We start from the raw sequence: 26,317 nt of genomic DNA on the forward strand, positions 1-26,317 counted from the left end.
TGCGCGCATTCCGGTGGCATGGACGGGTATATTGAGGAACAATCAAGTTCCCCGATTGCCCGTCTCTTCATAAGGAATGCCGCCATGTCGCTTACCCACCTCAAGATCGGCACCCGTCTCGGCGTCGGCTTCGCCATCGTCCTGGCCCTGCTGGTCCTCACCATCGTGCTGGGACTGAGCTCCATGAGCCGCATCGGCAAGCGCACGCACGACATCATCTACGACAAGAACGTCAAGATGGAGGCGGCCAACCACATGGTGGACAACGTCCGCAACATCACGCTGTCGCTGACCTATATCGTGGTCGTGCCCAGCACCGCGCAGGTCGACGCGGAACTGGTGAAGATCGGCGAGTCGCGCAAGAAGTACGGCGAAGCCCGCAAGATCCTGATCGAGCGCGCCGCCGACGACAAGGAAAAAGCCATGCTGGCCAGCCTGGACCAGCTGCTCAAGGAAGGCGCCGTCAAGAACAACAAGGTGATCGAACTGCGCAAGGAGGGCGAGGTGCAGGACGCCACCACCCACCTCACCGAGGTCGCCGCGCCCAGCCTGAACGGCGTGCTCAAGGCGCTGGACGACATCCTCGTCTACGAAACCGCGCAAGCCAAGCAGGCCGGCGACGAGGCCGAAGCCGTGCAGGCCAGCGCGCAGATGCTGATGATCGGCCTGGGCATCGCGGCCGTGGCGCTGGGCTGCGGCGTGGCGTGGTTCATCACGCGCTCGATCACGGTGCCGCTGAACGAGGCGGTGCATGTGGCCGAGACGGTGGCCTCGGGCGACCTGTCCTCGCACATCGACACCGGCGCCAGCGACGAAACGGGCCGCCTGCTCGACGCGCTCAAGCGCATGAACGACAGCCTGCTCAAGGTGGTCGGCCAGGTGCGGCAGGGGACCGACACCATCGCCACCGCATCGAATGAAATCGCCGCCGGCAACCTGGACCTGTCCTCGCGCACCGAGGAACAAGCCAGCTCGCTGGAGGAAACCGCATCGTCGATGGAGCAGTTGACCTCCACCGTCAAGCAGAACGCCGACAACGCGCGCCAGGCCAATACGCTGGCGCGCAGCGCGTCGGAAGTGGCGACCAAGGGCGGCGACATCGTCACGCAGGTGGTCACCACCATGGGCAGCATCAACGCCTCGTCGCGCAAGATCGTCGACATCATCTCGGTCATCGACGGCATCGCCTTCCAGACCAACATCCTGGCGCTGAACGCGGCGGTGGAAGCGGCGCGCGCCGGCGAACAGGGGCGCGGCTTCGCGGTGGTCGCCTCCGAAGTGCGCAACCTGGCCCAGCGTTCCGCGGCGGCGGCCAAGGAAATCAAGGAGCTGATCACGGCCTCGGTGGCCGACGTCGACGACGGCTCGCGCCTGGTGGCCGAAGCGGGCAACACCATGGGCGACATCGTCGCCAGCATCCAGCGCGTGACCGACATCATGGGCGAGATCACCTCGGCCAGCCAGGAGCAGACCATGGGCATCGAACAGATCAACATGGCCATCACGCAGATGGACGAGGTGACGCAGCAGAACGCGGCGCTGGTGGAGCAGGCGGCGGCCGCCTCGCAGAGCATGCAGGACCAGGCGGCGGCGCTGGCCGAGGTGGTGGGCTTCTTCAAAACGGGGGAAGCGCGCGGCACCGCTATAATGTTACGAAATTAATAGCTGACAGATAGCCAACCACGGAAAGCCCATGCGCAAGATCCTGATCGTCCTGATGCCCCTGATGCTGGCCGCCTGCGCCGACGACACCGCGTCGTACTACGCGGACGGCAGCACCGGCAACCACGCGTTGACCATCCATCGGGCGCAGAAGCATTTCTGGAGCAAGGACAGCCGCGTCGAACTGGTCATGCAGCGCCTGCCCGATTGCCTGCGGCGCGTCGAACTGGGCGAGATGCCGGCCGATGAAGTGGAGATCGAACTGCTGTCCGGCGGCGACAACGTCTGGACGCTGCGCGCCGGCAAAGAGATGTGGCAGGTCGAGACGCAGACCTGCACCATGTACCCGGACGTGAAAGGCGACGGCGGCGAATTGCTCGGCGTGTTCCGCGTCGACGAAGGAAAGCTGGTGTACGAAGCGGCGGTGCTGGAAGCGGCGCCCGCCCCTGCATCCGCTGCCGGGGAAGCGCCAGCGCCTCAAGCGGCGCCGGCGCAGTAAGGCCTAGCGCGCCAGCGCCATGCGGCGCGCGGCCGGCCGCGCGGCCGGACGTGCCGCATGGGCGGCCGCCTGCTGCTGGTCGCCATTGAGCTTGAAGCGGCTCACCAGTTCCGCCAGCATCCCCGCCTGTTCCTGCATGCTGCCCGCGGCCGCGGCGGCTTCCTCCACCAGCGCGGCATTCTGCTGCGTCACCGAATCCATCTCCGTGATCGCCATGTTGACGTGGCCGATGCCGGTGCTCTGCTCGTGCGACGCCTCGGTGATCGCCGACATGATCTGCGTCACGCGCGACACGCTGGCCACCACCTGATCCATCGTCGTCCCGGCTTCCGCCACCAGCGCGCTGCCGGCGCCGATGCTCTCGACCGAAGCGTTGATCAGTTCCTTGATTTCCTTGGCGGCGCTGGCCGAACGCTGCGCCAGGTTGCGCACCTCGGACGCCACCACGGCGAAGCCGCGTCCCTGCTCGCCGGCGCGCGCCGCTTCCACCGCCGCGTTCAGCGCCAGGATGTTGGTCTGGAAAGCGATGCCGTCGATGACCGAGATGATGTCGACGATGCGCGTGGCCGAGGCGTTGATGGTCTCCATCGTCTGCACCACCTGCGACACCACCCTGCCGCCTTTTTCCGCCACCGCCGACGCCGAGATCACCAGCTGGTTGGCCTGCACCGCGTTGTCGGAATTCTGGTTGACGGTCGAGGTCAGCTCCTCCATCGACGCCGCCGTCTCCTCCAGCGAGCTGGCCTGCGACTCGGTGCGCGCCGACAGGTCCATATTGCCGGAGGCGATCTCGCTCGACGCGGTGGCGATGGTGTCGGCGCTGCGGCGGATTTCGCCGATGGTATCGGCCAGCCGCGCCTGCATCGACTTCATGCCGTACAAAATGCTGGCCTGGTCCGACGCGTGCGTCTTGATCACGGCGCTCAGGTCGCCGCCGGCGATCTGCTGCGCGATCTCGCCGACATATTCGGGATCGCCGCCGATGGTGTGGCGCAGGCTCTTGTTGACCAGGCTGACGATCAGCCACAGCACCGCGCACACCACGGCCAGCATGCCGGCCGACTTGAGCAGCGAGTCGCGGAAGGCGGCGTCGATGTCGTCCATGTACACACCGGTGGTCAGATCCCAGTTCCAGGGCCCGTAGTGCACCACGCGGCTCATTTTCGGCACCGGCTCGGTCGAGCCCGGCCGCGACCAGTAGTAGTTGACGAAGCCGCCGCCCTCGGGCAAGGCGCCGGTGGCCGCGATGGCGCGGTAGACGTAGGTACCCTTGGGGTCCTTCAGGTCCGCCAGATCCTTGTTGTTGTTTTCCGGCTTGATCGGATGCATCACCGACAGGGTGCCGCTGCTGATGGTGAAGTAGCCGTCCTTGGCGTAACGCAAGTCCTTGATGATCGCCATGGCTTGCTTCTGCGCTTCCGGCTGGCTCAGCGCGCCGGAGGCGGCCTTGTCGCCGAACTGTTTGACGATGTTCAGCGCCATGTCGTCGACATTGCGCAAATCGCTGCGGCGCTCTTCGACGCGGACATTGCGGGTCTGGATGGTTTCGAACAGAAAAATCGCGGTGATGCACAGCAGGCTGCAAATCAGTGGAACCCAGAGTTTCTGCTGGAACGACAATTTATTCATGGCGGGAGTCTCCTATTGTCTTGTAGAAACCAGAATACTCCCAAAGCGATGCCGCATGCATAAAGTAGATGCACGAAGTTTAACGCTGTCGTTTATTTGCAAGCCCGGCCCGGAAAAGGAAAACGGGCGCGGCGATCTTCATCGCTGCACCCGCTTGCCAGAACTGTTACTGCTGCTTGCTGCTGCTTGCTGCTGCTTGCCGCTGCTTGCCGCTTATTGCGCGCTGCTGCCTTTGACCGCTTTGGCGGCCAGTTGCGCCTTGACGCTGGCGGCCTTGCGCGGCGCCTGGAAGGCGGGGTCGGCGTAGGCATCGTTGATGTCCAGTTCGCCTGCGTTGCGGGCGGCGATGGTTTCAGCGATCACCTGGGCGCGGGTCAGGCCGCTGCCGCTGTTGGCCTGGTTGAGGAAAGCACGGTCGAGGCCCGCTTCGCTCTGGTCCAGTTCGCCGGCATTGCGGGCGGCGACGGTTTGGGCGATGACTTGCTCGCGCGTCACTTGTTCCGAAGGGGCTGCGAAGGCGGCACCAGCAGCCAGCAGGAGGGAAACCGATGCGATGATGGATTTGGCGTTCATTTGATGCTCCTTGAATGTGTGAAGTCGATGGAGTCATCTTAGTATTAAAAAACCGGATAAAAAAGCGCAAATATCCGGTCTAATTCATCCGTTTATCCGATCTGTCGGCCTCAGCAGGCGCCGGATCAGCGCTTTTCGCTGTCCAGCGTCGAGGCCGAGTGGGCGTTGTAGCGCTCGCCGGCCGCCGCGTCGGCCGGCACCGCCTGCGCCAGCCGCGCCAGGTCGGCGGCCGACAGCCGCACCTGGTTCGCGCCCAGCGCCTCCTCCAGGCGGACGCGGGTGCGCGCGCCGACCAGCGGAATGATGTCCTCGCCCTGCGCCGCCACCCAGGCGATCGCCAGCTGCGCCACCGACACGCCCAGCTCGTCGGCGATCGCGCGCACCTTTTCCACCAGCCCCAGGTTGTGCTCCAGGTTGGCGCCCTGGAAGCGCGGGCTGGCCAGGCCGCGGAAGTCGGCCTCGCCTTCGCGCTGCCTGCTCCAGTGGCCGCTGATCAGGCCGCGCGACAGCACGCCGTAGGCGGTGATGGCGATGCCCAGCTCGCGGCAGGTCTGCAGGATGCCGTTCTCGATGCCGCGCGAGATCATCGAATACTCGATCTGCAGATCGGCGATCGGGTGCACCGCATGGGCGCGGCGCAGGGTCTCGCTGCCCACCTCGGACAGGCCGATGTGCCTGACGTGGCCCGCCTTGATCAGCTCGGCGATGGCGCCCACGGTCTCCTCGATCGGCACGTTGGGATCCAGCCGCGCCGGGCGGTAGATGTCGATGTGGCCGACGCCCAGGCGCCGCAGCGTATAGGCGGCGAAATTCTTCACCGCCGCCGGGCGCGTGTCCATGCCGCCCCACTGGCCGTTCGGATCGCGCAGGGCGCCGAACTTGACGCTGATCTGCACCTGGTCGCGGCCGCCGGCCTGCAGCGCCTCGCGCAGCAGCAATTCGTTGTGGCCCATGCCGTAGAAATCGCCGGTGTCGAGCAGGGTGACGCCGGCGTCCATGGCGGCGCGGATGGTGGCCAGGCTTTCGGCGCGGTCGGCCGGGCCGTACAGGTCGGACATGCCCATCAGGCCCAGGCCCAGTTGGGCGACTTGCGGGCCGGTGCGGCCAAGTTTGCGTGTTTGCATGATGATTCTCCAATGGTGTGTGGTGGATGAATCCATTATGCTGTTATCGATCAGCGCAATAAATAGCGCATTTCCTATTACTTTATTCGACCAGAGATAACAATGGATCAGCTCAAAGCCATGCAGATCTTCAAGGCCGTCGCCGACTGCAAGAGTTTCACGCAGGCCGCCGAGCGGCTCGACCTGCCCAAGCCCAGCGTCACCAACGCCGTGCAAGCCATCGAGCAGCAACTGGGCGTGCGCCTGCTCCAGCGCACCACGCGCAAGGTCAGCCTGACGGTGGAAGGCGCGCTCTACCTCGAGCGCTGCACCGCGCTGCTCAACGACCTGGAGGACATCAACGGCCTGTTCATCGGCGACGGCCGACTGCTCAGCGGCGCGGTGCGGGTCGACCTGCCGGAGCGTCTGGCGCACCTGTACGTGATTCCGGCGTTGCCGGAGTTCTTCCGGCGCCACCCGCGGATCCAGGTGCGGCTGGGTTCCAACGACCGCTTTGCCGACCTGGTCGGCGAAGGCATCGACTGCGCGGTGCGCGGCGGCACGCTGCGCGATTCGACGCTGGTGGCGCGCCGCATCGCCGCCATGGAGCAGATCAATGTCGCCTCCCCCGGCTATCTGGCACAGTACGGCACGCCGCACACGCTGGACGACTTGCGGCACCACATGGCGGTCAATTTCTTCTCCAGCCAGAGCGGGCGCGACATGGACTGGGAATACGTCGACGCCGACGGTGCCGAGCGCACACTGGCCATGCGCAGCCAGGTCTCGGTCAGCGGCACGGAAGCCTTCATCGCCAGCTGCGTCGCCGGGCTCGGGCTGATCCAGGCGCCGCGCCAGGGTCTGGCGCCGCTGCTGGCCAGCGGCGCGCTGGTGGAAGTGCTGCCGCGATGGAAGCCGGCGCCGATGCCGCTGAACATCGTTTATTCGCATAACCGCCACTTGTCGCCACGGGTAAAGGTCTTTGTGGACTGGCTTGGTAGTGTTCTTGAGAAACAAACTGTGTCAGAATAAGGTAATACTCCTTAACAAACTTATCTTCCATGAAACTGATTCTGCCAACAGCCCTGTTGGCGTTCTGCATAAGCCATGCCCATGCAGCCACGCCCAAGGTGCACAAGGTCGCGAAACCGCTGACACCGGCCCAGATCATGGACGCGGCCTTGCAAAAAATCGACGGCGCCACGCTGCTGGACCAGATCACGACGCTGGCCTCGGACGAGTTCGAGGGCCGCGCGCCCGGCACGCATGGCGAAGCGGTCACCATCGACTATCTGCAACAGCAATTCAAGAAGCTGGGCCTGGAGCCGGGCAACCCGGACGGCACTTATCTGCAGGCGGTGCCGCTGGTCGGCATCTCCAGCCATCCGGTGCTGAGCTATAGCAAGGACGGTCAGGTCACGCCCCTGACGTTCGGCGACGACTACGTGGCCTGGACCGCGCGCGCGGAAAAGAAAATCGAGATCGCCGATTCGGAGCTGGTGTTTGTCGGCTACGGCGTGCAGGCGCCGGAATTCAAATGGGACGACTACAAGGGCGCCGACCTGAAAGGCAAGACGCTGGTCATGCTGATCAACGACCCGCCGGTGCCCGACCCCAAACACCCCAAGCTGCTGGACCCGGCCGTCTTCGGCGGCAGCGCCATGACCTACTACGGGCGCTGGACCTACAAGTTCGAGATGGCCGCGAAGATGGGCGCGGCCGCCGCGCTGATCGTGCACGAGACCAAGGCCGCGACCTATCCGTACGAAGTGGTGGTCAACAGCTGGGGCCGCGAGAATTTCGCCATCAAGAGCAAGACGCCGGCGCCGGACTTGCCGGCCGTGCCGGGCTGGCTGCAGCAGGACCGCGCGCGCGCCTTGTTCAAGGCCGGCGGCTTCGACTTCGAGACGCTGAAGAAGCAGGCGCTGTCGCGCGGCTTCACGCCGGTGCCGCTGGGTCTCAAGCTCAAGCTCGCCATGCCGAACGCCTGGCGCGACCTGGCCTCGCACAACGTGGTGGCCAAGCTACCGGGTTCCGATCCGCAATTGAAAAACGAGGTCGTGCTCTACACCGCGCACTGGGACCATTTCGGCATCGATGAAACGCTGCCGGGCCCGCGCACGCAGCAGATCTTCCACGGTGCGGTGGACAACGCCAGCGGCGTCGCCGCGCTGCTGCAGATCGCCAGGGCCTACAAGTCGCTGCCGACCGCGCCCAAGCGCACCATCCTGTTCGTGCTCACCACGGCGGAAGAGCGCGGCCTGCTGGGGGCGCAATACTACGCGCGCAATCCGCTCTACCCGATCAGCAAGACGGTACTCAACATCAACGTCGACGGCTTGAATATGTGGGGCCGGACACGCGATGTCGAGCTCAGCGGCATGGGCAAATCCAGCGCCGACGACATCGTCGCCGCCGTCGCGGAGCAGCAGGGACGCGCGGTGCGGCCGGACAGCAATGTCGATTACGGCAGCTACTACCGGGGCGACCAGTTTGAATTTGCGCGGGCCGGCGTACCGGTGATCTACCTGCGCAGCAGCATCAACTACATCGGCAAGCCCGCCGCCTACGGCAAGGAAAAGCTGCTGCACTACACCGCGAACCAATACCACACGGTCAACGACACCGTGCAGCCGAAATGGGACACCGGCGGCGCGGTGGAAGACATCGAACTGCTGTTCCAGGCCGGCTACCAGGCCGCGCAAAGCAAAGACCAGCCGAAATGGAAAGCCGGCGCCGAATTCCAGCGCCGCTAAAAAAACCGCGGTGTCAAACCGCGGTGTCAGTGCCGACATTCGGACACAAACTCAACCGTATCAGCGGATTAAAGCTGGGCTCGTGTCCGAATGTCGGCACTGACACCGAGTTTTTCCAGCTTTTGGAGTTGCGCGAGGTTGCGCTGCTGGTAGGCGTCGGCGCCGGCGGCGGCGATGTCGGCTTGCAGGCCTTGTGTGGCTTGCGCGATGCGCGCCGCGTCCTGCGGCGCCAGTTCGATCAGGCTGCCCAGGTAGGTCACGCCCCATTGCAGCCGCGTGGCGGGGCCGACGGCGGCTTGCCATGCTTTGCCATACCACGCCAGCACGTCCGCCGTGTCGCCGCGCCGCTTGGCGCTGCTCGCCAGGCTGAGCATGAAGTAGTACTGGGCGTGTGAACGCGGCAATTCAGCCAGCAGCACTTGCTCCGCCTGCGCGGCCAGGCCGGCGTCGTTGAGCGCGCTGACCGCCGTGTTGACCAGCGTGTGGCGCTCGTAGGGATCGCTCGCTTCGGCCAACGCGGCCTCCACCCGCTGGCGTACCTGTTCCTGCAGCCCTTGCGTCGGCGCCAGCAGGCGCGCCAGGCGCATCTGCAGCCGCACCGCCGTCAAGCGGTCCGGCGCGCTGAGCCAGAAGTCGTCGGCCCATTGCGCCGCCGTGCCGCTCAGGGCGGCCACCAGTTCCTCGCGGCGGCTGGCGATCTTGATCAGGTTGATGCCGCTGTTGCCGAGGATGTCCATGTTGGAGCGCGCCAGGCGCGCATCGCTGAACACCGCCAGCAAGGCCGCCGCATCGGCCCTGCCCGCCGCCAGTTGCGCGTGCAGTTGCAGCCGCACGGCGGCGTCGGCATTGGCGCCAGCCAGCGCGGCGGCGGCCAGCGCCGACAAGGTCGCCGCCAGTTCGCGCGCGCCCAGCAGCTTGCCTTCGTCGGTGTCCCAGGAATAGTGGCTCAGCAGCGACCATTCGTCGGCGCTGAGCGCGCGCGCGCCGGACAACGCGGCCTGCATGGCCGCCGCCGCGCCGGAACCGGCCGCATGCACGGCCAGCGCGGCGTCGAAGGCGGCCGCGAACAGTTCGCCGTCCAGTTCGCACGGCAGGCGCGTGATTTCGCCGCCGTCCGGCGCGAACAACACCAGCGTCGGATAGCTGCGCAGCCGGTGGCGCGCGGCCAGCGCCTGCGCGCCGGCACTGTCGCCGTCGAGATGGAAGCACAGCACCGAGGCGCTGCGCCGGATGAACTCGTCGCGCGCAAAAATGTCGGATTTGACGCGGTTGCACGGCGGGCACCAGACCGCGCCCCAGTACAGGAACAGCGGACGCTGCTGCGCGCGCGCCAGCGCAAAAGCGGCGTCGAGGTCGCCGTTGAACCATGCGATCGCCGCCATGCCGCCTAGCTCTCGCGGGCCAGTGCCAGGAATTCGGTGCGCATCGCCAGGTTGGGCTGCAACTCGCCCAGCATGGCCGAGGTGACGGTTTCTTCGCCCGGCGTGCGGATGCCGCGGCTTTCCATGCACAGGTGGCGGCACTTGACGACCACGCCGACCGCCTTCGGCTCCAGCACTTCCATCAGCGCGTTGGCGATTTGCATGGTCATGCGTTCCTGCACCTGCAGCCGCTTGGAGAAGCAGTCCACCAGGCGGGTCAGCTTGGACAGGCCGACGATCTTGCCGTTCGGAACGTAGCCGACCGTGGCCTTGCCGAAGAACGGCGCCAGGTGGTGTTCGCAGTGGCTGTAGACCGGGATGCCGCGCACCACGATCAGTTCGTTGTATTGCTCGGCGCCGTCCTCGAACGCCTTCAGCAGTTCGACCGGGTCCTGGCCGTAGCCGGAGGTCCAGTGTTTCCACGCTTTGGTCACGCGGGCCGGGGTTTCCAGCAGGCCGGGACGGTTCGGATCTTCACCGAAGCTGGCCAGCAGGCGGCGCCAGTCGTTTTCCGAGAATTCTTCTTGAGACATGATGAAACACCTTTTTTTTACGATTGCCGACAGTATATAGAAAACCGCCGGTCCGCATCGGCTAAGGCTTGGGCCGGTGGGCGTCGACCAACTTCGCCGCGACCGACACCTTGATCGGCAGATCCGGCCATTCGTCGCCCGGCCCGAACCAGCGCGCGTCGGCGATTTCGCTCTCGTCGATGCGGATCTCGCCGTCCAGGTAGTCGGCCGTGTAGGCGATCATCAGCGAATGCGGGAACGGCCACGACTGGCTGTCGAAATACCGCAGGTTGTGCACCCGCAGCCCGACTTCCTCGTAGACCTCGCGGTGGATGGCTTCCTCGATCGATTCGCCCGCCTCCAGGAAACCGGCCAGCGCCGTGTAGCGCTTGTACGGCGAATTGGTGTGCATCGCCAGCAGCACCGAGTCGCCCTTGCGTATCAACACCATCATGGCCGGCGAAATGCGCGGGTAGGCGCTGTGGCCGCAAGCCGGGCATTTGTAGCAGCGCTCGCCTTCCAGCTGCTGCATGGCCGTCGCGCACACGCCGCAATAGCGGTGGGTGCGCGCCCATTCGGCCAGTTGCAGCGCCCGGCTGGCCAGCCCGAGGAAGCCATCGTCCACCACGCCGAACAGCGAACGCAGGCCGTGATAGCCGTATTCCGGCCCCGGCGACGCCGCCTCGTCCAGCCACGCCATCTGGTAGTAGCGCCCCTCCAGCAGGCCCAGCGCGTGGATGCGCTCCGGCGCCAACGCCAGCGCGGCCACGTCCGCCGCGTCCGGCAAGCCTAGAATACTGTTGCGTAAAAGCAACTCCCCCCGGTGGACCACGAAGGTCAGGGCTTGCTCATGGTCTTGGGGACGTATCACGGGGGTAAATGTGGCGGGCGTATGCAGCATAGCGGGGGGAATAAAGGATGATGGCGAAACATAATCTTACAGTGTTTCCTAATTGCTTATTTTGGTATATCGAAATTGATGACAAGCTGATGACAAAAACGATGCTAAGTCATTGTTTTCAGGCCAAGATTTGAACTACTTTTAGGCGCTTTCTCTCTGCATAAGCCCGTTTGGCGGTACTATATATTTCCGTGGGGAGATTATTTTATGACACTGCAAGTATCCGATTTAAATACCGATCAAATCCGTAGCCTTCAATCCATGCAGATTGCCGGCATGCTGACGTCCGACGTCGCGCTGCTGTCGACCTTGCAGATGAGCGCATGGACCACGGACCAGCTGGGATTTTTCGGCAGCAACCAGATACGGGCATTGACCGTCGCCAGCCTGCAGGCGCTCAGTACGCTGCAGCTCAGCACGGGTTTCTCCACGAAACAGGTACAGTCGCTGACCACCTCGCAGATGACCGTGCTGACCACGGCGCAGCTGACCGCCGGCCTCACCACCGACCAGTTCGCCGCGCTTGCCACGGCCCAGGTCGGCGCATTGACCACGGCCCAGGTCGCCGTGCTCGAGACCGACGACATCGCCGCGCTGAAAACCGCGCAGATCGTCGCCCTCAGCACCGCGCAGCTGCGCGCGCTGGGCAGCAACCAGATCGTCGCGCTGAGCACCGGCCAGGCCGTCGCGCTGCAAACCCGCCAGATCGCCGCCCTCGGCAGCGGCCAACTGGCCAGCATCGACACCGAAGACATCAACGCGCTGACCACGCTGCAGCTGAACGCGCTGGGCACCGACCAGCTGGGCGCGCTGACCACCGGCCAAGTGGCGGCGCTGCGCACGGCGCAGACCACCAGCCTGTCGACCCTCCAGATCGGCGCCCTGAGCACCGCGCAACTGGCCGCGCTCGGCACCGACGGCTTTGCCGCGCTGAAGACCGCGCAGATCGCCGCGCTGACCACCAAACAATTCGCCGCCCTCAGCACCGACCAGATCGTGGCGCTGACCACCGCGCAAACCGTCGCGCTGACCACGCTGCAACTGGGCCAGATGTCCAGCACCCAGCTGGCCGCGATGGAAACCCAGGACTTTGCCGCGCTGAAAAGCCAGCAGCTGGGCGCGCTGAGCACCGCCACCACCGCCGTGCTGGGCACCGACCAGATCGCCGCGCTGACCACCGCGCAGATCGCCGCCCTGCCGAGCGCCCAGGTGCGCACGCTGAGCACCGACCAGATCGTGGCGTTGACCACGGCCCAGGTCGCCGCGCTGCAAACCGCGCAAGTGCTGGCGTTGAGCAGCACCCAGCTGGCCGCGATCGAAACCCGCGACATCGCCGCGATGAAGACCCAGCAACTGGCCGCGCTGGGTAGTGCACAGCTGGGCGCGCTGGGCAGCGACCAGATCGCCGCGCTGACCACGGCCCAGGCATCCAACCTCGGCACGCAGCAGATCGCCGCCCTGAGCACGGCGCAAGTCGCCGCGCTGGAAACCCAGGACCTGGCCGCGCTGCGCTCGCAGCAAGTGGCCGTCATCACCACCGCCGGTATTGCCGCGCTCGGCACCAGCCAGGTCGCCGCGCTGACCTCGGCGCACATCGGCGCGCTGCAAACCCGGCAGATCGCCGCCCTGGGCAGCGACCAAGTCGCCGTGCTGAGCACGGCCCAGGCCAGCGGCCTCGGCACCCAGCACATCGCCGCGCTGTCGACGCTGCAGACCGTCGCGCTGAACACCGCCACCCTGTCCAGCCTGAAGAGCCAGCAGATCGCCGCGCTGGCCACCGGCATGGTGGCCGCCCTGACCACCGACCAGATCGTCGCGCTGAAAACCGCGCAAGCCAACGCGTTGAGCTCGCAACAACTGGCCGCGCTGTCCACCAGCCAGATCGCCGCGCTGGAAACGGCCGACCTGGCCGCGCTGCGCACCCAGCAGCTGGTCGGACTGAACACCAACAACCTCGCCGCGCTCAGCACCGACCAGGTCGCCGCGCTGACCACGGCGCAATTGTCGACGCTGACCACCGGCCAGTTGTCCGCGCTGGACAGCAGCCAGATCCTCAGCCTGACCACGGCCCAGGCCACCTCGCTGACCACGCAGCAAGTGGCGGCATTGCGCAGCAACCAGGTCGCCGCCCTGGAAACCCGCGACCTCGCCGCGCTCAAGACCGCACAGATCGCCGCCCTCACCACCGCCCAGATCGGCGCACTGGGCACCGACCAGATCGCCGGCCTGGGTACGCTGCAGGTCGCCGCGCTGACCAGCGCGCAATTCGCCGCCCTCAGCACCGACCAGATCGTCGCATTGACCACCGCGCAAGTGACGGCGCTGACCACCCAGCAGTTGAGCAAGATGTCCAGCGCCCAGCTGGCCGCGATGGAAACCCAGGACTTCGCCGCGCTCAAGAGCCAGCAGGTCGCCGTGCTGAGCACCGCCACCACCGCCGTATTGAGCACCGACCAGATCGCCGCGCTGACCACCGCGCAGATCGCCGCCATGCCGAGCGCCCAGGTGCGCACGCTGAGCACCGACCAGATCGTCGCGCTGAACACCGCCCAGATCGCCGCGCTGCAAACCGCGCAGGTGCTGGCCCTGAGCAGCGCCCAGGTCGCCGCGATCGAAACCCGCGACATCGCCGCGATGAAGACCCAGCAACTGGCCGCGCTGGGCAGCGCGCAGTTGACCGCGCTGGGCAGCGACCAGCTGGCCGCGCTGACCACCGCGCAAGCCGCCAGCCTGGGCACGCAGCAAGTCGCGGCCTTCGGCAGCGCGCAGATCGCCGCCTTCGAAACACAGGACCTGGCCGCGCTGCGCTCGCAGCAAGTGGCCGTCATCGGCACCGCCGGCATCGCCGCGCTGGACAGCAGCCAGATCGCCGCGCTGGGTTCGGCCCAGATCGCCGCCTTGCAAACCAGGCAGATCGCCGCCCTCGGCAGCGACCAGGTCGCCGTGCTGACCACGGCCCAGGCCGCCGGTCTCGGCACCCAGCACATCGCCACGCTGTCGACGCTGCAAACCGCCGCCCTGAACACCGCCACGCTGGCCAGCCTGAAGACCCAGCAGATCGCCGCGCTGGCCACCGGCATGGTGGCCGCGCTGAGCACCGACCAGGTCGTCGCACTGACCACCGCCCAAGCCAACGCGCTGAGCTCGCAACAACTGGCGGCGCTGTCGACCGACCAGCTGGCCGCGCTGGAAACGGCCGACCTGGCCGCGCTGCGCACCCAGCAGCTGGTCGGACTGAGCACCAGCAACATCGCCGCGCTCGGCACCGGCCAGGTCGCCGCGCTGACCACGGCCCAGCTGTCGACGCTGACCACCAAGCAACTGGGCGCGCTGAACAGCGGCCAGATCCTCAGCCTCACCACGGCCCAGGCCGCAACGCTGACGACGCAGCAAGTCGCCTCGCTGAGCACCGATCAGATCGTCGCGCTGGAAACCCGCGACCTCGCCGCGCTCACCACCGCGCAGATCGCCGCGCTGACCACCCGCCAGCTCGACGTGCTGGGCACCGACCAGATCGGCGGCCTGAGCTCGCTGCAAGTGTCGGTGCTGACCACGCAGCAAGTGGCGGTGCTGAGCACCGACCAAATCCTCGCCATGCAGCCGTCGGCGCTGGCCGCGCTCAAATCGCAGCAGGTCGCCGCACTGAGCAGCGCCGCCGTCAACGCGCTGACCACCGCGCAGTTCGCCGCGTTGAGCACCACCGTGCTGGGGTCCTTCACCACCGGCCAGATCGTCTCGCTGACGACCGACCAGATCGTCGCGCTGACCACCGTGCAAAGCGGCGCGCTGACCACGCGCCAGGTCGCCGCCCTGACCACCGACCAGCTGAACGCGCTTGAAACGCAAGACCTGGCCGCGTTCAAGACCGCGCAGATCGCCGCCCTCGGCACCGCCCAGATCGCCGCGCTGAACACCGCGCAGATCGTCGGCCTCGGCTCGCAGCAGGTGGCCGCGCTGAGCACCGCGCAAATCGCCAAGCTCAATACCGACCAGGTCGCCGCGCTGCAGAGCGCCGACCTGGCCGCGCTGCAATCGCAGCAGGCCGCCGCGCTGGGCAGCAATGCCGTGGCGGCGTTGACCACCGCGCAATTCGCCGCGCTGACCTCGACCGTGCTGAGCGCCTTCGGCACCGCCCAGGTCGCCGCGCTGACGACCGACCAGATCGTCGCGCTGACCACCGCGCAAAGCACCGTGCTGAGCACGCGCCAGATCGCCGCGTTGTCGACCGACCAGTTGAACGCGCTGGAAACGCAGGACCTCGCCGCGCTCAAGACCAGCCAGACCGTGGCCCTGGGCACCGCCCAGGTCGCCGCGCTGAGCACCGCGCAAATCGCCGGCCTGGGCTCGCAGCACGTGGCCGCATGGACCACCGCGCAAGTGGCCGCGCTGAGCACCGAACAAGTCGCCGCGATCCAGACCGCCGACCTGATCGCGCTGCAGTCGCAGCAAGCCGCCGCGCTGGGCAGCGATGCCGTGGCGGCGCTGACCACCGCGCAATTCGCCGTGCTGACCTCGGCCGTGCTGGGCGCGCTCGGCACCGGCCAGCTGGCCGCCGTGACGACCGACCAGATCGTCGCGCTGACCAGCGCGCAAAGCACCGTGCTGACCACGCGCCAGATCGCCGCGCTGTCGACCGACCAGTTGAACGCGCTGGAAACCCAGGACCTGGCCGCGCTGAAGACCAGCCAGACCGCCGCCCTCGGCACCGCCCAGATCGCCGCGCTGAACAGCGCGCAGATCGTCGCCCTGAGCACGCAGCAAGTGGCGACGCTGACCACCGCCCAGGTGGCGACGCTGAGCACCGAACAAGTCGCCGTGATGCAGAGCGCCGACCTGGCCGCGCTGCAATCGCAGCAAGTGGCCGCGCTGAGCAGCAACGCCGTCGCCGCGCTGACCACCGGACAAGTCGCCGCGCTGACCACCAATATGCTGGTGGCCCTGGCCACCGGCCAGGTCGCGGCGCTGACCACCGACCAGATCGTTGCCTTGAGCACCGCGCAGATCGGCACGCTGGCCACGCGCGCCATCGCCGCGCTGTCCACCGACCAGGTCAACGCGCTGGAAACGCGCGACTTCGCCGCGCTGAAGACCGCGCAGATCGTCGCCATGACCTCGAACCAGGTCGGCGCCCTGAACACCGACCTGATCGTCGCGCTGACCACGGCCCAGGCCGCCGCGCTGACGCAGGACCAGCTGAACGCGCTGTCCACCGACCAATTGAACGCGATGGAAACGCAGGACTTCGGCGCGCTGAAGACCAGCCAGCTGCTGGGCCTGGGCACCAAGGGCATCGCCACGCTGACGCCGAACCAGATCGCCGCGCTGAAATCCGAACAGATCGCGCAACTGAGTTCGGACCAGATCCAGATCCTCAGCAGCAAGCAGCTGGGCGCGCTGACCACGGCGCAGGTGAACGCCTTCAGCACCGCGCAGATCACCTACCTGCTGACCGACCAGGTCGCGGTATTGACCACCGCCGACTGGGCCGCGCTGAAGACCAGCCAGCTCAACGCGCTGAGCACCGGCCAGATCGCCGCCGTCACCACCAGCCAGATCATCGCGCTGACGTCGCTGCAGGCGAGCGCGCTGTCGACCCGCCAGTTGGCGGCGCTGTCGACCGACCAGCTGAACGCCATGGAAACGGCCGACCTGGTCGCGCTGACCTCGAACCAGATGGCCGGCCTGAGCACCGCCGCCATCGCCGCGCTGGACCTCGGCCTGCTGGCCGTGCTGAAGACCCAGCAAACCGCCGCGCTGGGCAGCGCGCAAGTGCTGGCCCTGGGCACCGACCAGATCGCCGCACTGAGCACGCTGCAGGCAAGCAATCTGACGACGGCGCAAATCGCCGTGCTGAGCAGCGATCAGCTGCAGGCGCTGGAAACCGCCGACCTGGCCGCGCTGAGAACCGCGCAGGTCGCCGCCCTGGGCACCGCCCAGGTACGCCAACTCGGCACCGACCAGATCGTGGCGCTGAGCTCGCAACAGTTCGCCGCCATGAGCAGCCAGCAGCTGGCCGCGCTGACCACCAACCAGATCGTCGCCATCGAAACCCGCGACCTGGCCGCCTTGCCGACCGCGCAAATCGCTGGCCTGGGCACCGACAGCCTGAACGCGCTCGACAGCAAGCAAGTGCAGGCGCTGACCACGGCCCAACTGGCCGCGCTGAGCACCAACCAGCTGCGCGCGCTGGACACGGCGCAGATCATCGCTCTGAGCACGCTGCAGGTGAGTAACCTGAGCACCGCGCAGATCGCCGCGCTGACGACCGATCAGCTGCTGTCGCTGGAAACCGCCGACCTCGCCGCGCTGAAGACCGCGCAGATCGCCGCGCTGGGCACCGGCCAGATCAGCCAGCTCGGCACCGACCAGATCGTCGCGCTGAGCTCGCAGCAATTCGCCGGCCTCAGCACGCGCCAGCTGGCCGCCCTGACCACCGCCCAGATCGTCGCCATCGAAACCCGCGACCTGGCCGCCCTGCAGACCGCGCAGATCGCCGGCCTGGGCACCGACAGCCTCAACGCGCTCGACAGCAATCAACTGCAGGCGCTGACCACGGCCCAACTGGCCGCGCTGAGCACCGGCCAGCTGCGCGCGCTGAGCACCGATCAAATCGTTGCGCTGAGCACGCTGCAGGCAAGCAACCTGGGCACCGCGCAAATCGCCGCCCTGGGCAGCGACCAGCTGCTGGCCTTGGAAACCCGCGACCTGGCCGCGCTGAAAACGACGCAACTGGCCACCCTGACCACCGGCCAGATCAGCCAGCTCGGCACCGACCAGATCGTCGCACTGAACACCCAGCAGTTCGCCGGCCTCAGCACGCGCCAGCTGGCCGCCCTGAGCAGCGACCAGATCGCCGCCATTGAAACGCGCGACCTGGCCGCCCTGCTGACCGCGCAGATCGCCGGCCTCGGCACCGCCAGCCTGAACGCGCTGAGCAGCGAACAATTGCAAGCGCTGACCACGGCCCAGATCGCCGCCCTCGGCACCAGCCAGTTGCGCGCGCTGGACACGGCGCAGATCGCCGCGCTGACCACGCTGCAAGCAAGCAATCTGAGCACCGCCCACATCACCGCCCTCGGCAGCGACCAGTTGCGGGCGCTGGAAGAGGACGACTTCGCCGCGCTGAAGACCGCGCAGCTGGCCGCGCTGGCCACCGCCCAGGTCGGCCAGCTCACCAGCGACCAGATCGTCGCGCTGACCACGCTGCAGATGTCCAGCCTGGCCACGCAACAGCTGGCCGCGCTGACCACCAGCCAGATCGCCGCCCTCGAAACGCGCGACCTGGCCGCGCTGCGGACTGCGCAAATCGCCGGCCTCGGCAGCGACGGCCTGAACGCGCTCAACAGCGACCAGGTGCAGGCGCTGACGACCGCCCAGTTGACCGCGCTGGGCAGCCAGCAACTGCAAGCGCTGAGCACGGAGCAGATCGCCGCCCTGAGCACGCTGCAAGTCGTCAACCTGGCCACCGCGCACATCCCTCTGCTGAGCAGCAATCAGCTGGTCGCGCTGGGCACGGACATGCTGGCGCTGATGAAGACGCAGCAGATCGCCGCGCTCAAGACCAGTCAGGTCGCCACGCTGAACAGCGACCAGATCGTCGCGCTGTCGACGCTGCAGGTCAGCAACCTGAGCACCCAGCAAGTCGCCGCCCTCGGCAGCGCGCAGCTGAACGCGATGGAAACCGTCGACTTCGTTTCGCTGAAGACGGCGCAGATCGCCGCGCTGGGCACCGGCCAGATCGCCGGCCTGAGCACCGCCCAGGCCGACGCCATGAGCACGCTGCAAATCGGCAGCCTGAGCACGGCGCAGCTGAGCGCGCTTGGCAGCGACCAGCTGCAGGTCTTCACCAGCGGCGACATCGCCGCGCTGAAGACCGCGCAAGTGGCCGCGCTGAGCAACAACCAGCTCGACGCCTTGCTGACCGACCAGTTCCGCGCGTTGAGCACGGCACAACTGGGTGCGCTGAGCACCAGCCAGTTCCAGTCGCTGAGCAGCGACCAGATCGTCGCGCTGACCACGCTGCAGGCGGCCAACCTGGCCACCAGCCAGGTGCAGGCACTCAGCGCCGGCCAGCTGGCCGCGCTGGAAACGGACGACCTGGCCGCGATGAAGACGGCGCAAGTGGCCGCCTTGAGCACCAGCCAGATCGTCCTGTTGAACAGCGCCCAGATCGCCGGCCTGAACACGCTGCAGGTGGGCAACCTGAGCACGCAGCAAGTCGGCGCGCTGGGCAGCAACCAGATCCAGGCGCTGGAAACGCAAGACCTGGCCGCGCTGAAAACCGCGCAGCTGCAGGCGCTGGGCAGCGCCCAGCTGGACGCCATCACCACCGACCAGCTGCAGGGCATGACCGCTAGCCAGCTGTCCTCGCTGAGCACGCTGCAATTCCAGTCGCTGCTGACTTCGCAGATCACCGCGCTGACCACGCTGCAGGTCGGCGGCCTTGCCACCGGCCAGATCGCCAGCCTGACCACCGGCCAGCTGGCCGCGCTCAACACCGATGAAGTGGCGGCGCTGAAGCCGGCGCAGATCAACGCGCTGCGCACCGCGCAAGTGGCGCTGCTGAGCACCGACCAGATCGTCGCGCTGACCAGCAGCCAGGTGGCGTCGATGAGCACCGACCAGCTGACCGCGCTGAACTCCGACCAGATCGGCGCGCTGAGCACCGACGACTTCGCCGCCATGAGCGCCGCGCAGCTGACCGCGCTCGGCTCGCTGAGCAACCTGAGCACCGACCAGATCCAGGCGCTGACCACGGCCCAGGTCGCCGGCCTGACCACCGCCCAGATCGCCGCGCTGAACACCGCGCAGATCGTCGCCCTGACCACGCGCCAGATCGGCGCCGTCAGCACCAACGGCGTCGCCGCGCTGAGCAGCAACCAGCTCAAGGCGCTGGAACTGGAAGACCTGGCCGCGATGAAGACCGCGCAGATCGCCGCCCTCAGCACCGCGCAAGTGGTGCTGCTGAGCACCGACCAGATCCAGTCCCTGACCACTCTGCAATTCGGCAATATGGCGACCGCGCAGATCGCCGTGCTGGGCACGGACCAGATGCTGGCACTGTCCACCGATGAAGTCGCCTCGCTGAAGACCGCGCAGGTGGCCGCGCTGGGCAGCAACCAGATCGCCGTGCTGGCGGTGGCGCAGGTGCAGGCGCTGACCTCCGGCCAGCTCAACACCTTCAGCAGCGCGCAAGTCCAGGCGCTGAACACCGACCAGATCATCGGCCTGACCACGCAGCAGTTCGCCGCGCTGGGCACGGCCCAAGTGGCGGCGCTGGCCACCAGGCAGCTGAGCGTCATCGAGCTGGAAGACCTGGCCGCGCTGAAGACCGCGCAGATCGCCATCCTGAGCACCGATCAGATCCAGGCGCTGGCGCCGGACCGCGTCGCCGTGCTGACCACCGCGCAAGCGCAGGCGCTGGGCAGCCACCAGCTGCTGGCGCTGACCTCGGCACAAGTGCAGGCGCTCAGCACCGACGACCTGGCCGCGCTCAAGTCGACGCAGATCGTCGCGCTGGGCACCAACCAGTTGAACGCGCTGCTGGTCGACCAGCTGCAAAGCCTGGGCCTGGTCCAGCTCGGCGCGCTGAGCAGCGCCCAGCTGCAAGCGCTGGGCACCGACCAGATCATCCAGCTGAGCACGCAACAATTCGGCCTGCTGACGACGACGCAAATCGCCCTGCTGACCACCACCCAGTTGGGCGCGATCGAACTGGACGACCTGGCGGCGTTGAAGACCGCGCAGATCCTGGCGCTCGGCAGCGACCAGCTGCAAGCGCTGACGGTCGACCGCATCGCCGCACTGACCACCGCGCAGGCGCAAGCGCTGAGCAGCGCGCAGCTGGCGGCGCTGACCACCACGCAAATCCAGGCGCTGGAAACCGACGACCTGGCCGCGCTGAAAACCGCGCAGCTGATCGCGCTCGGCAGCGACCAGCTGAACGCGCTGCTGATCGACCAGGTGCAGAACCTGGGCTCGGCCCAGCTGAACGCGCTGACCACCAAGCAATTCAATGCGCTCGGCAGCAACCAGGTGATCCAGCTGACCACGGCGCAAGTGAGCCAGCTGGCCACTGCGCAGATCGCCGCGCTGAGCTCCGACCAGTTGGCGGCGCTGGAACTGGAAGACCTGGCCGCGCTGGCCAGCGGCCAGATCCTGGCGCTGGGCACGCAACAGATCAGCCAGCTGGACCTGGCGCACATCGGCGCGCTGACCACGCTGCAAGCCTCGACCTTGAGCAGCGGCCAGCTGGTCGCGCTGAGCACCGACCAGTTCCAGGCGATCGGCACCGACGGCCTGCAAGCGCTGAAGACGGCGCAAGTGGCGGCGCTGACCACCAACCAGCTGACCTCGCTGACGGTGGACCAGCTGCAGCACCTGACCACCAGCCAGCTCGACGCGCTGACCTCGGCCCAGGCCGCCTCGCTGACCACCGACCAGATCGCCGCGCTGACCACGCTGCAAATGGATAACCTGGCCACGCGCCAGCTCAACGCGCTGACCAGCACGCAGATCGCCGCCATCAGCACCGACAATTTCGTCACGCTGTCGAGCACGCAGATCGGCGCGCTGAACGCCGCCCAATTCGGCGCCATCACCACCGACCAGATGGTCGCGCTGAGCAGCGACCAGGCCGTGTCGCTGAGCACCGCGCAAGTCGCCGCCCTCAGCAGCGACCAGCTCGACGCGCTGGAAACGGCGGACTTCGTTGCGCTGAAGACCACGCAGATCGCCGCCATCACCACCGCCAACATCGCGGCGCTGACCACCGACCAGGTCAGCGTGATGGCCACCGCGCAGTTCGCCAGCCTGGGCAGCAACCAGATCGCCGCCCTGCAGACCGACCAGATCGTCGCGCTGAACACCGCGCAGGTGACCTCGCTGGGCACGGCGCAGATCAGCGCGCTGACCAGCGACCAGGTCAGCGCGCTGGCCACCGAAGACTTCGTCACGCTGCGCAGCAACCAGCTGGCCATGTTCAACAGCGCGCAATTCGCCGCGCTGACCAGCGACCAGTTGAACGCGCTGTCCACCAGCGCCGTCAGCGGCCTGACCACGCAAGTGCTGTCGTCGCTGACCGCCAACCAGTTCGCCCACCTGAGCACGCAGCAGGTGGCGGCGCTGACGTCGACCCAGGCGAGCTCGCTGAACACCGACCAGCTGACCGCGCTCAACAGCGACCAGTTCGTCGCCATCAGCACCAGCGCCATCAAGAGCCTGCAGTCCGACCAGTTCGGCGCGCTGACCACCGACCAGATCGTCGCGCTGAGCACGCAGCAGGTACGCGCGCTGGGCAGCGTGCAGCTGATCGCCCTGCGCAGCGACCAGGTCGCCGCGCTGGAAACGGCCGATCTCGCCGCACTGACCACGGCCCAGCTCAGCCAGCTGACCACCGACCAGGTGCAGGCGCTGCTGACCGACCAGCTGGCCTCGCTGTCGACCGCGCAAGTGTCGACGCTAACCACCGACCAGATCAGCAGCGGCTTGAGCACCGCCCAGATCACCGCGCTGACCACGGCGCAAGCGGCCGCGCTGGCCACCAGGCAGGTTGCCGCGCTGACCAGCGACCAGATCGTCGCGCTGGAAACGGCCGACCTGGCCTCGTTCGCCACGCGCCAGATGGTGGCGCTGACCAGCGACCAGATCGCCGTGCTGGGCAGCGACCAGCTGAACAGCCTGACCACGGCCGAACTGGCCGCGCTGACCACCAGCCAGCTCATCAACGGCTTGAGCACCACGCAAGTGGTGGCGCTGGACGCCGCCCATATCAGCGCACTGACCACGCAGCAACTGGCTTACGGCCTGACCACCGACAGCATCGCCGCGCTGACTACCGACCAGATCGCCGCGCTGCGCACCGCGCAATCGGCCACGCTGACCACCAACCAGGTGCAGGCGCTGACCAGCGACCAGATCGTCGCGCTGAGCACCGCGCAAGCGGCGACGCTGACCACGCAACAGGTGGCGGCGCTGGGCACCGACCAGGTCAGGGCGCTGGAAACCATCGACCTGTCGAGCTTCAGCACACGCCAGATGGTGGCGCTGGGCAGCGACCAGATCGCCGTCCTCGGCAGCGACCAGCTGAACAGCCTGACCACGGCCGAACTGGCCGCGCTGACCACCAGCCAGCTGAGCAACGGCCTGAGCACCGCGCAAGTGGCGGCGCTGGACGCCGCCCATATCAGCGCGCTGAGCACGCAGCAGCTGGCTTACGGCCTGAGCACCGACAGCATCGCCGCGCTGACCACCGACCAGATCGCCGCGCTGCGCACCGCGCAAGCGTCGATCCTGACCACCAACCAGGTGCAGGCGCTGACCACCGACCAGATCGTCGCGCTGAGCACCGCGCAAGCGGCGACGCTGACCACGCAGCAGGTGGCCGCGCTGGGCACCGACCAGGTCAGGGCATTGGAAACCATCGACCTGTCGAGCTTCAGCACGCGCCAGATGGTGGCGCTGGGCAGCGACCAGATCGCCGCCCTCGGCAGCGACCAGCTGAACAGCCTGACCACGGCCGAACTGGCGGCGCTGACCACCAGCCAGCTGAGCAACGGCCTGGGCACCGACCAGCTGGTCGCGCTGGACGCCGCCCACATCAGTGCGCTGAGCACGCTGCAACTGGCCTACGGCCTGGGCACCGACAGCATCGCCGCGCTGACCACCGACCAGATCGCCGCGCTGCGCACCGCGCAAGCGTCGATCCTGACCACCAACCAGGTGCAGGCGCTGACCACCGACCAGATCGTCGCGCTGAGCACCGCCCAGGCCGCGACCTTGAGCACGCAGCAGATCACTTCGCTGACCACGGACCAGGTCATTGCGCTGGAAACGGTGGACCTCAACGCCTTGGGCACGCGCCAGGTGGCCGCGCTGAACGCGCTGCAAGTGGGCGCGCTGGCCGCCAGCCAGCTGAACGCGCTGAGCACGGCGCAGTTCGCCGCCTTCGGCACCGCCCAGCTGGTCAACGGCCTGGGCACCGCCCAGGTGGCGGCGCTGGACACCGACCACATCGCCGCGCTGACCACCGCGCAGCTGGCGTATGGCTTCAGCATCGACAGCCTCACGGCGCTGACCAGCGACCAGATCCAGGCCCTCAAGACCGCCCAGATCGCCGCGCTGACCACCGCGCAAGCCGCCGGCCTGACCACGGCCCAGATCGCCGCGCTGGCCACGGCCCAGATCACCGGCCTGTCCACCGCGCAAATGCCGTGGCTGACGGCCGACCAGATCGCCGCCTTCGGTAGCGACCAGATCGCCGCCATCGACACCCAGGACCTGGCGGCGCTGACGGCCGGCCAGTTCACCGGCCTGTCCACCGCGCAGACGGTGGCGCTGACCACGGCCCAGGTGCGCGGCCTGAAGACGGCGCAGGTGGCCGCCATCGACGCCGGCCAGATGACGGTGCTCAGCAGCGACCAGCTGCAGGCGCTGAGCACGCAGCAGGCCGCCGCGCTGAGCGTCAACGCCGTGATTTCGCTGTCGACGCAGCAACTGGGCGCGCTGCTGACGGCCGACATCGCTGCCCTCGGCAGCCTGCAGATCGCCAGCCTCACGCTGGGCCAGCTGCCGGGCCTGAATACCGCCCAGGTCCAGGCGCTCACCAGCGTCCAGCTGGGCGCGATGACGGCCGACCAGATGTTCGCGCTGAGCACCAGCCAGATCGCCGCGCTGCGCACCGCGCAGATCGGTTACCTGAACACCACCCAGCTGGCCGCGCTGTCCAACACCCAGGTCCAGGCGCTGAGCACCGACCAGATCGCATCGATCAAGCTCAGCCAGATCACCGCGCTGACGGTCGACCAGATGGGCGTGCTCGGCTCGGACCAGTTGCAGTCGCTGACCACGGCACAGATCCAGACGCTGTCGGTCACCCAGCTGACCGCGCTGACCAGCCAGCAATCGGGTGCGCTGACCACCACCCAGATGGGGGCGCTGAAGAACGCCCAGATCGGCGCGCTGGATGCGACCCAGATCTACGGCTTCAGCACCGCGCAGATCGCCGCCTGGAGCACCAGCCAGCTCGGTTCGCTGACCAACGCGCAGGTCGGCTACCTGTCCACCAACCAGATCGCCGGCCTGACGACGGCGCAGGTCGCCGGCCTGAAGACCAGCCAGCTGATCGTCTTCACCAACGACCAGATCGCCGCCTTCACGGCCACCCAGGTACCGGCGCTGGCCACGGCCGGCCTGGCCGCGCTCAGCGTGGCGCAGGCGGACGCCTTCACCGGCGCCCAGATCGCCGCGATGACGGTCACGCAGACGATGGCGTTCAACGCCTCGTCGGTCAACTACGCCACGCCGCTGGTGCTCGACCTGGACGGCAACGGCGTCAGCACGCTCAGCATCGCGGCCGGCGTGCGCTTCGACATCCGGGCGCAGGGCCAGGCGGTCAACACCGGCTGGGTCGCCCCGACCGACGGCTTGCTGGCCCTGGACCGCAACGGTGACGGCATCATCAACGACGGCAGCGAGCTGTTCGGCAGCGCCACCGCGCTGGCCGGCGGCGGCAAGGCGGCCGACGGCTACGCCGCGCTGGCCGCGCTGGACAGCAACGGCGACGGCAGCATCACCAGCGCCGACGCGGCCTACGGCGCGCTGCGCGTGTGGGTGGACGGCAACTCCGACGGCATCAGCCAGGCGGACGAGCTGAAAACGCTGGAACAGCTGAAGATCGCCGCCATCGGCACCGGCGCCGACAAGGCGCTGACGCTACAAAACGGCAACGCCATCGGCCTGACGTCGAGCTACACCAGCACCGACGGCAGCGTGCACGACAGCGCCGACGTCTGGTTCCTGGCGCAAAAACCGGCAGATACGGCAACAACGGCTGCCACCTTGCAACAACAAGTCAGCGGCCTGAGCAACGCCATCGCCGGCTTCAGCGCGGCCAGCGCCGTCCCGACTGCGGCGCAGACGCAACAGTTGACGACGCCGCCGGCAAGCGAGGCCGCGGCCGCCGACACCAGCGCGCAAGCGCTGGCCGACGCGCTCAGGCAATACCGCGGCGCGCACGGCCTGCAAGGCGCGGCCGGCTTCGGCGCCAGCCAGCGCGACGCCGTCCCGGGCGCCGACCACGGCGGCAACTGGTTCAGCGTCCCCAACCGCTAACCCCGACTCCGGGGTCAGGTCCAGTTTCCGGACACGGGCTCTACCGTAGCGTCGCTACGGTAGAGCCCGTGTCCGGAAACTGGACCTGACCCCGGAGTTGCCTATCGCTTGAGCAGGCGGAGGTTTACGGTCTTGCTCCAGAGCCAAAAG

The 26,317-nt window shown here is 67.5% G+C and carries 11 protein-coding genes; 5 read left to right on the forward strand and 6 right to left on the reverse strand.

Translation table 11 applies throughout. From position 1 onward, the window contains the following. The first annotated feature begins 84 nt into the window (after positions 1 to 84). Complete coding sequence (locus ACEN9F_RS17430; RefSeq protein WP_413421673.1) at positions 85 to 1,662, forward strand: methyl-accepting chemotaxis protein; 1,578 nt, start codon at positions 85 to 87, stop codon at positions 1,660 to 1,662. Between the two features lie 31 nt (positions 1,663 to 1,693). Then, entirely contained in the window at positions 1,694 to 2,161 is a 468-nt protein-coding gene (locus tag ACEN9F_RS17435) for a hypothetical protein (protein WP_413421675.1), read from the forward strand. 3 nt (positions 2,162 to 2,164) lie between these two features. On the opposite strand, the gene ACEN9F_RS17440 is transcribed toward ACEN9F_RS17435, so the two are convergent. The 3 genes from ACEN9F_RS17440 to ACEN9F_RS17450 all read right to left on the reverse strand — a co-directional run bounded on the left by ACEN9F_RS17440 (position 2,165) and on the right by ACEN9F_RS17450 (position 5,487). Beyond that, positions 2,165 to 3,790 carry a methyl-accepting chemotaxis protein gene (locus ACEN9F_RS17440; RefSeq protein ID WP_413421677.1) on the reverse strand — a complete coding sequence of 542 codons (1,626 nt, stop codon included), beginning with the start codon at positions 3,788 to 3,790 and terminating at the stop codon, positions 2,165 to 2,167. Between the two features lie 213 nt (positions 3,791 to 4,003). Continuing rightward, a complete protein-coding gene (locus ACEN9F_RS17445; RefSeq protein ID WP_413421679.1) occupies positions 4,004 to 4,363 on the reverse strand; it encodes a DUF4148 domain-containing protein in 360 nt (119 codons plus the stop codon). Positions 4,364 to 4,488: 125 nt separating this feature from the next. Continuing rightward, on the reverse strand, positions 4,489 to 5,487 hold the full coding sequence (locus ACEN9F_RS17450) for an aldo/keto reductase (RefSeq protein ID WP_413421681.1): 999 nt from the start codon (positions 5,485 to 5,487) through the stop codon (positions 4,489 to 4,491). Between the two features lie 102 nt (positions 5,488 to 5,589). Between ACEN9F_RS17450 and ACEN9F_RS17455 the strand changes: the two genes are divergently transcribed. Both ACEN9F_RS17455 and ACEN9F_RS17460 read left to right on the forward strand, forming a co-directional pair. Then, complete coding sequence (locus ACEN9F_RS17455; RefSeq protein WP_413421683.1) at positions 5,590 to 6,498, forward strand: LysR family transcriptional regulator; 909 nt, start codon at positions 5,590 to 5,592, stop codon at positions 6,496 to 6,498. A 29-nt stretch (positions 6,499 to 6,527) separates the two neighbouring features. Beyond that, a complete protein-coding gene (locus ACEN9F_RS17460) occupies positions 6,528 to 8,222 on the forward strand; it encodes a M20/M25/M40 family metallo-hydrolase (protein ID WP_413421685.1) in 1,695 nt (564 codons plus the stop codon). 68 nt (positions 8,223 to 8,290) lie between these two features. On the opposite strand, the gene ACEN9F_RS17465 is transcribed toward ACEN9F_RS17460, so the two are convergent. The 3 genes from ACEN9F_RS17465 to nudC all read right to left on the reverse strand — a co-directional run bounded on the left by ACEN9F_RS17465 (position 8,291) and on the right by nudC (position 11,056). Then, on the reverse strand, positions 8,291 to 9,604 hold the full coding sequence (locus ACEN9F_RS17465) for a thioredoxin family protein (protein ID WP_413421687.1): 1,314 nt from the start codon (positions 9,602 to 9,604) through the stop codon (positions 8,291 to 8,293). A gap of 5 nt (positions 9,605 to 9,609) precedes the next feature. Continuing rightward, positions 9,610 to 10,176, reverse strand: a complete 567-nt coding sequence (folE, locus tag ACEN9F_RS17470; protein WP_413421689.1) for a GTP cyclohydrolase I FolE — start codon at positions 10,174 to 10,176, stop codon at positions 9,610 to 9,612. 61 nt (positions 10,177 to 10,237) lie between these two features. Then, positions 10,238 to 11,056 (reverse strand): NAD(+) diphosphatase, encoded by an 819-nt coding sequence (nudC, locus tag ACEN9F_RS17475; RefSeq protein ID WP_413421691.1) that lies wholly within the window; start codon positions 11,054 to 11,056, stop codon positions 10,238 to 10,240. Positions 11,057 to 11,263: 207 nt separating this feature from the next. Here nudC and ACEN9F_RS17480 point away from each other — a divergent pair, with 207 nt between their 5' ends. Further along, a complete protein-coding gene (locus ACEN9F_RS17480) occupies positions 11,264 to 26,167 on the forward strand; it encodes a beta strand repeat-containing protein (protein ID WP_413421693.1) in 14,904 nt (4,967 codons plus the stop codon). Positions 26,168 to 26,317 lie beyond the last annotated feature (150 nt).

Source organism: Duganella sp. CT11-25, from assembly GCF_047302815.1.
GTDB lineage: Bacteria > Pseudomonadota > Gammaproteobacteria > Burkholderiales > Burkholderiaceae_D > Rugamonas.